The following is a 7,324-nucleotide window of genomic DNA, read 5'->3' on the forward strand; positions in this document are numbered from 1 at the left end:
ACCCCGGCCCCTCCCGACAGGGAAGAGGGGCGCAGGAGCCCACACATGGCCGACACCTATGACATCCTCATCATCGGCGCCGGCCCCGGCGGCTACGTGGCGGCGATCCGCGCGGCACAGCTCGGGTTCAAGACCGCCGTGGTGGACCGCGAGCATCTCGGCGGCATCTGCCTGAACTGGGGCTGCATCCCGACGAAAGCGCTGCTGCGCTCGGCCGAGATCTACCACTACATGCAGCATGCCTCCGATTACGGATTGTCGGCGAAAGAGGTCGGCTTCGACACGGCCGCCATCGTCAAGCGCTCGCGCGGGGTCTCGACCCGGCTGAACGGCGGCGTCGGCATGCTGTTGAAGAAGAACAAGGTCGACGTGATCTGGGGCGAGGCCACCATCACGGCCGCCGCCAAGGGCAACCAGCCGGGGCAGGTCACCGTCAGGGAGACCACCCGCGCCCCGGCCCCGAAGGGAGCCCTGGCGGCAGGGTCCTATTCCGCCAAGCACATCATCGTCGCCACCGGCGCGCGGCCCCGCGCGATTCCCGGCATCGAGCCCGACAAACGCCAGATCTGGACCTATTACGAAGCGATGGTGCCGGAGACGATGCCCAAGAGCCTGCTGGTCATGGGCTCGGGCGCCATCGGCATTGAGTTCGCCTCGTTCTACCGCACCATGGGCGCCGAGGTGACGGTGATCGAGCTCCTGCCGCAGATCCTGCCGGTGGAGGATGCCGAGATCGCGGGGCTCGCCCGCAAGCGCTTCGAGAAGCAGGGCATCAAGATCCTCACCGGCGCCAAGGTGACGAAGGTGGAGAAATCCGCCGACGCCGTCACGGCGACGATCGAGACCGGTGACGGCAAGTCCCAGCAGCTGACGGCGGAGAAGCTGATTTCGGCAGTGGGCGTCGTCGGCAACCTCGAGGGCATCGGTCTCGACAAGCTCGGCGTCACCATCGAGCGCGGCATCGTCGTCACCGACGGCCTCGGCCGCACCAACGTGCCGGGCGTCTATGCCATCGGCGACGTCGCCGGTCCGCCCATGCTCGCCCACAAGGCCGAGCACGAGGGCGTGCTCTGCGTCGAGACGATCAAGGGCCTGCACACCCACGCCATGGACAAGGCCAAGATCCCCGGCTGTACCTATTGCCAACCGCAGATCGCCTCCGTGGGCCTGACCGAGGCCAAGGCCAAGGAGCTGGGCTTTGCCGTCAAGGTCGGCCGATTCCCCTTCGCGGGCAACGGCAAGGCCATCGCGCTCGGGGAGCCGGACGGCCTGGTGAAGACCGTCTTCGACGCCAAGACCGGCCAGTTGCTCGGCGCCCACATGGTCGGCGCCGAAGTCACCGAGCTGATCCAGGGCTACGTCGTCGCCATGAACCTGGAGACCACCGAGGAAGACCTGATGCACACGGTCTTCCCGCACCCGACGCTCAGCGAGATGATGCACGAGAGCGTGCTGGATGCGTACGGGAAGGTGATCCACACTTAAATAATAAAATCTGCAGTACACTTCATGACATAAGTATTCTGCAGATTTTCCGATTTCTATAATATATTATACTACAGTCCAGGACTTTGGTTTTAACGAATCATCTCGATCTATAACAACGCCAACTCGTCCCGGCACCGGAGAACGAACAGAAGCCCTAGCTTCATTTCGAAGACTTGTGTTTCGCAATGCTTTTCGCGCTCCATATTTGACTAATCTAAATTTTCCTCCTCGAGGATCGATGAAGTAAATATCGATTTTGTCTCGCCATGGTATTGGGTTCTCTGACCACGTTTCCCATTCGTGGATTGCAGACCTTATTGACGAAGTCATTGCAACGTCAAAACACATCCCAAAACAAGTTAACCGACTAGGCAACTCACGAATATCTGACGCAGTTGGGACATAACTTGATGCATGAGCACTTCTATGGCGTTTCCGAACTAAGTCGTTCATTGCTTCTTTAATTGACGGAATACCAAAGCCAATATCCGCCGAAAAGCCCCTAAATCCCTCCCAGCAACTAGTTATTTGAAAATTAGACAACAAAGAAGTAATTGATTGCTCTGAAATATTACCTGTGTAATCTCCAGCGATAAATTTTGAAAATCCAAATGTAGGACCTTTATTTGCAGCCATCAGATCAATCTGGGCTATTATCTCCGATTCATAATCTTCTTGCTGGCGTTTCAACATCGCTGCATACTTCTGCAAATGTGAGAGGGAGTTCAGCAAAGCGGCTTCGCGAAATTTCTGAGGAAAGTTGCCGAAACTTGCGGGCCATACCGAAAGCTCAACCAGCAGTTCGGCTGTTCGATCACGTATGAAAGTTTCTAAGCCTATAAGAGCTGTAATCATTATACCTCTTCGAAGAACGCCGATCCCAGCGGACTCGTGAGTTGTCGTCGCTCCTCCGGCAAGCAAGTCAATCGATACTGCCGATTCTAAGGCGTTGATGGCCGACTGTAGGCCTGCTCTAGCGGCACTCATTGAAAATTACGAAGCATAGTGAGTACCGCATTGATTCTGAATCTCAAGCGCGCAGGCGTGTTCGTTCCGAGCCGAACCGCTTCCTCAAATTCCGCTGCTTCAAATAAATCTATCGTTGCTTCCGCGATTTCGTTCAAGTTGGCAGTGACAGCTTCAAACTCCCTATCGCTTAAGCAGCTAGCGGCAATCATCTGAGCGTCATACATACCAGCAAGGGTTTGCTGCCGCCAAATACGGCCATCCCATCTCTGAAAAGCATTATCTCCCCAAATTTCTTCAACTCTACTGATTGCTTGGTCAAATTTTGCGATAAATGAACTGATTTCTGTCTCATTGGCATCTCTGTTATTTAACATAAATGAATCAAGAGTACGAACCAAGCTGCCAGAAAATGTTTCCCAAACCTCAGACAGGGCAAAAAATCTCAAAACGAGTTCAGCATCTTGCATTTGTTGATAAGCTGCAGATTTCGGACCATCTATCTTCAGACTTTTCCGTAAAAACTGATCCTCAGAACACTTATATATTGCATCATTCATTCGTCCACGAAAAGCAACATTACGTATTTCTTGATTGTTTAATTGGATTCCGCCCCTATTAAGCCTGATAAAAACTTCGAATTTCAGTTCAGGCCGAGACTGCTTCAAAAGGGTTATCACTCGAATGTAAGGTCGTATTTTCAAAGCACCCTGTAATGGACGAGGTAAATCGCGAAACTTGTACCCATTTAACTCTTGAAACGCTTCGAGTCCCCGAAGGGAAAATACATTATTTATATAGTCAGATATGGCAGTAATTCTTTGTTTTCCATCTATTATTGAATAGATTCCATATTCTTCTTCAGCGAGATAGATTGGCGGAACCGGCACATTGAGCAGAAAGGACTCGATCAATTGTGACTGACGCTCAACCTCCCATCTTTCTCGTCGTTGATACTTCGGACTTAAGTCGATTATTTCTCCTTCCACCATCTCTTTAAGTCCTTGAAGCGAAAAATCAGATGCTTGCAGCACCAAATCATTCTGTGAACTTTCAAATCGTGACTCGACTTCTGATTTGCTTGCAAGAACAACCATACTTAGCATCCTGTATTTTGATTATTTTGTGATAGACAGAATAAACGTGTTTATTTTTTTTAGTATACTTGGATTTAACAAATATAAAATTTAGTATTAATTATGGATCAAGGTAGATAATTAGTGGCAGTGTTAAGGACGCATTTTTGGCAAAAACGATTTTCTACTGATCCTGGAGTGCAGAAATAGTACCTCACTCGAGCAGCCGCGTGACAACCTAGACTAGAATTTCTAGAACGTAAGCAGCCGCGTGGTAATCAGGGAAAGAGCCTTACGAACTTTCTTTCCTGTCGCGCCATCCCGTCGCGGCGGGTTTGCGGACGGGGGCGTCACGGCTTAAGTCGGAGGATACGCCGGCCTGTCGCGGGCGAATCCCGTGGAATGTCATGGCCGTCGTCCTCGACCTCCTCCGCAACGATCAGCGCCCGCGCCACCCCGAGAAAGCGCACCGGCCCGACAAGCCGATCCAGCGCAAGCCAGACTGGATTCGCGTCAAGGCGCCCGGCTCGAAGGGCTGGGAGGATACGCGCAAGATCGTCCACGAGCACGGCCTCGTCACGGTCTGCGAGGAGGCGGGCTGCCCCAACATCGGCGAGTGCTGGGAGAAGAAGCACGCCACCTTCATGATCATGGGCGACACCTGCACGCGGGCCTGCGCCTTCTGCAACGTGCGCACCGGCCTGCCCGAGGGCCTCGACGCGGGCGAGCCCGACAAGGTCGCGGATTCGGTGGCCAAGCTCGGCCTGCACCACGTGGTGATCACCTCGGTGGACCGGGACGACCTCGCCGACGGGGGCGCCGAGCACTTCGCCCGCACCATCCGGGCGATCCGGGCGCGCAGCCCCGCCACCACCATCGAGGTTCTGACCCCGGACTTCCTGCGCAAACCCGGCGCCCTGGAGGTCGTGGTCGCGGCCCGGCCCGACGTGTTCAACCACAACATGGAGACCGTGCCGGGCAATTACCTCACGGTCCGCCCGGGTGCCCGCTACTTCCACTCGGTTCGGCTGCTGCAGCGGGTGAAGGAGCTCGACCCGACCATCTTCACCAAGTCCGGCATCATGGTGGGCCTGGGCGAGGAGCGGAACGAAGTGGTCCAGCTCATGGACGACCTGCGCTCGGCCGACGTCGACTTCCTGACCATCGGCCAGTATCTCCAGCCGACCAAGAAGCACCACGAGGTGGTGCGCTTCGTGCCCCCGGACGAGTTCAAGGGCCTCGAGACCACCGCCTACACCAAGGGCTTCCTGCTCGTCTCGGCGACGCCCCTGACCCGCTCCTCCCACCACGCCGGAGAGGATTTCGCAAAGCTGAAGGCGGCCCGTCTCGCCCGCATCGCCAACACCTAGAGTCTCGATGCCCTCATTCCGGATCAACCGCGCGGTGCGGCACTCGCCGCGCCAGATGTACGACCTCGTGGCCGACGTGGAGCGCTACCCGGACTTCCTGCCCCTGTGCGAATCCCTGCGCGTGCTGCGGCGCCAGCCGGGGGCGGACGGCACGGAGGTGCTCGTGGCGGAGATGGGCGTCGGCTACAAGGCGATCCGCGAGCGCTTCACCACGCGGGTCACCCTCGATCCCGAGAACCTGCGCATCGTCGCCGAATACATCGACGGCCCGTTCCGCCACCTCGAGAACCGCTGGATGTTCAAGGAGGGCGAGGGGGGCGGTTGCACCGTCGATTTCTTCATCACCTACGAGTTCAAGAGCCGAACGCTCGGCCTGCTCATGGGGACGATGTTCGACCGGGCCTTCCGCAAGTTCACCGACGCCTTCGAGGCGCGGGCGAAGCGGGTCTACGGCGCGGCCTGAATCGCGGCGTCGACACCGCCTTCACGCCTCCACCACCCCGCCGGCCTGGCGCTCGAACAAAGCGCGGTAGCGCCCCTCCGGGCGGCCGAGCAGGTCGTCGTGGCTGCCATCCTCGACGATGCGGCCGCTCTCGAAGACGAGGATGCGGTCCAGGGCCCGCACGGTGGAGAGGCGGTGCGCGATGACGATGGCCGTGCGCCCGCGCATCAGCCGCTCCATCGCCTCCTGGATCAGCGCCTCCGATTCCGAATCGAGGCTGGAGGTGGCCTCGTCGAGGATCAGGATCGGCGCATCGGCCAGGAAGGCGCGGGCGAGCGCGACCCGCTGGCGCTCGCCCCCGGAGAGCTTGACGCCGCGCTCGCCCACAAGCGTGGCGTAGCCCTTCGGCAGGCGGGCGATGAAATCGTGCGCGTTGGCGAGGCGCGCCGCCTGCGCGATCGCCTCCGGGGAGGCGCCGGGGCGCGCATAGGCGATGTTCTCGGCGAGCGACCGGTGGAACAGCACCGGCTCCTGCGGCACGATGGCGATGTGCGCGCGCAAGCTCGCCTGCGTCACCCCGGAGACGTCGCGCCCGTCGATGCAGACGCTGCCGCCGGTGACGTCGTAGAGGCGCTGCACCAGCTTGACGAAGGTGGTCTTGCCCGAGCCCGATCGGCCGACGAGGCCGACCCGCTGCCCGGCCGGGATGTGCACCGACAGGTCGCGGTAGAGCGGCGTTTCGTGCCCGGCATAGTGGAAGGTCACCCGCTCGAAGCGAAGGTCTCCGTTCCGCATCGCGAGCGCCGTGGCGCCGGCCCGGTCGGCGACGCCGTAGGGCTCGGCCTCGAGGGCGACCAGTTCCTCCATCTCGTTGACGCCGCGCTGGACCCGGTTGATGTGACCGCCGATGTCCCGCAGGTAGCCGTGCACCACGAAGTAGGTGGTGAGCACGTAGGCGACGTCGCCGGGGCTCGCCGCCCCGGTCCACCAGAGCCAGAGGGCCGTCCCGACGATGGCCGTACGCAGAACGAGGAGCAGCGCGAACTGCGCGGTGATGCTCCAGGTGATCCGCATCCAGGTCCGGTGGGTGCGCCGGTTCCACTTGCCCAGCAGCCGGCCGAGGCGCGCATCCTCGCGGGCCTCCGCCCCGAAGGCCTTCACCACCGCGTTGGCGCCGACGGCGTCGCTCAACGCGCCGCCGAGGCGGGAATCCCAGACGTTGGAGAGTTGGGCCGCGGGCGCGATGACCCGGGTGGCGAGCATCACGACGATGCCGAGATAGATCAGCGAGCCCAGGCCGATCACCAGGCCCATGACGGGCCATTGCAGGCCGAGCAGGACCATGGTGCCGAGCAGCACCACGAAGGCCGGCAGCAGTTCCAGCAGGAGCGTGTCGTTCAGCCCTTCGAGGGCCCACATGCCGCGCGAGACCTTGCGCACGGTGGAGCCCGAGAAGCTGTTGGCGTGCCAGTCGGTGGAGAGGCGCTGGACCCGGTGGAACCCCGCCTGCGCCACGGCCTGCATGGTCGAGAGGGTCAGCGGCACCACGAGGGCCCAGGCCACGTGGCGCAGCCCCAGGGTGAGGAGCCCAAGGCCGGCCATCGCCGCGAAGGCCGAGAGCGCATCCGAGCGGGCCGCCATGCGGTCGGCGTGCGAGAGGGCATCGACCAGCCGACCGGCGAACAGGGGCAGGAAGACGTCGGCCAGGGTCGCGCCGACGATCGCCGCGACGACGCCGGCGAGCAGGGGCAGGCGGCTGCGCCACTGGCGGACGAGAAAGGCGAGGACGGACCGGTAGGCCTCCGCGCCCTTGAGGCGGTCGAGGAGCATGGGATGCGATCACGGCGCGGGGCGGGCGCCGACTCCGTGGATGGCGCGGGTCCGCGGACGGCCGGCCGAGGAATGGATGATGGATCGAGGGGACGGCCGCGGCGCCCTCAGGCGGGCGGCGGCGTCAGGCCGGCAGGCGCGGGGAGCGCGGG

General features: G+C 60.6%; 6 protein-coding genes. 3 read left to right on the top strand and 3 right to left on the bottom strand.

Annotation, left to right across the window (positions count from 1 at the left end; translation table 11 throughout):
- Nucleotides 1-45 precede the first annotated feature (45 nt).
- Nucleotides 46-1,485 (top strand): dihydrolipoyl dehydrogenase, encoded by a 1,440-nt coding sequence (gene lpdA, locus AC3WLN_RS23140; protein WP_492485215.1) that lies wholly within the window; start codon nt 46-48, stop codon nt 1,483-1,485.
- Between the two features lie 66 nt (nt 1,486-1,551).
- Here lpdA and AC3WLN_RS23145 read toward each other — a convergent pair whose 3' ends face one another.
- Together AC3WLN_RS23145 and AC3WLN_RS23150 are read right to left on the bottom strand one after the other, a co-directional pair.
- A complete protein-coding gene (locus AC3WLN_RS23145) occupies nt 1,552-2,343 on the bottom strand; it encodes a hypothetical protein (protein WP_492485217.1) in 792 nt (263 codons plus the stop codon).
- Between the two features lie 128 nt (nt 2,344-2,471).
- A complete protein-coding gene (locus tag AC3WLN_RS23150) occupies nt 2,472-3,551 on the bottom strand; it encodes a GmrSD restriction endonuclease domain-containing protein (protein ID WP_492485219.1) in 1,080 nt (359 codons plus the stop codon).
- A 386-nt stretch (nt 3,552-3,937) separates the two neighbouring features.
- On the opposite strand from AC3WLN_RS23150, the gene lipA reads away from it, so the two are divergent.
- Nucleotides 3,938-4,900, top strand: coding sequence for a lipoyl synthase (gene lipA, locus AC3WLN_RS23155; RefSeq protein WP_492485221.1), 963 nt, complete (start codon nt 3,938-3,940; stop codon nt 4,898-4,900).
- Nucleotides 4,901-4,907: 7 nt separating this feature from the next.
- The gene (locus AC3WLN_RS23160) at nt 4,908-5,363 is read left to right on the top strand and encodes a type II toxin-antitoxin system RatA family toxin (protein ID WP_492485223.1); all 456 of its coding nucleotides are present in this window, start codon (nt 4,908-4,910) and stop codon (nt 5,361-5,363) included.
- Between the two features lie 21 nt (nt 5,364-5,384).
- Here the strand turns inward: AC3WLN_RS23160 and AC3WLN_RS23165 are convergent, their stop codons facing one another.
- Entirely contained in the window at nt 5,385-7,172 is a 1,788-nt protein-coding gene (locus tag AC3WLN_RS23165; protein WP_492485225.1) for an ABC transporter ATP-binding protein, read from the bottom strand.
- Between the last annotated feature and the right edge of the window lie 152 nt (nt 7,173-7,324).

It is taken from the genome of Methylobacterium sp. FW306-05-D, from assembly GCF_058782155.1.

What these genes read in the sequence shown, in the direction of transcription:
- lpdA (WP_492485215.1), top strand. Translation starts at nt 46, where the DNA reads ATGGCCGACACCTATGACATCCTCATCATCGGCGCCGGCCCCGGCGGC.
- AC3WLN_RS23145 (WP_492485217.1), bottom strand. Translation starts at nt 2,343, where the DNA reads ATGATTACAGCTCTTATAGGCTTAGAAACTTTCATACGTGATCGAACA.
- AC3WLN_RS23150 (WP_492485219.1), bottom strand. Translation starts at nt 3,551, where the DNA reads ATGGTTGTTCTTGCAAGCAAATCAGAAGTCGAGTCACGATTTGAAAGT.
- lipA (WP_492485221.1), top strand. Translation starts at nt 3,938, where the DNA reads ATGGCCGTCGTCCTCGACCTCCTCCGCAACGATCAGCGCCCGCGCCAC.
- AC3WLN_RS23160 (WP_492485223.1), top strand. Translation starts at nt 4,908, where the DNA reads ATGCCCTCATTCCGGATCAACCGCGCGGTGCGGCACTCGCCGCGCCAG.
- AC3WLN_RS23165 (WP_492485225.1), bottom strand. Translation starts at nt 7,172, where the DNA reads ATGCTCCTCGACCGCCTCAAGGGCGCGGAGGCCTACCGGTCCGTCCTC.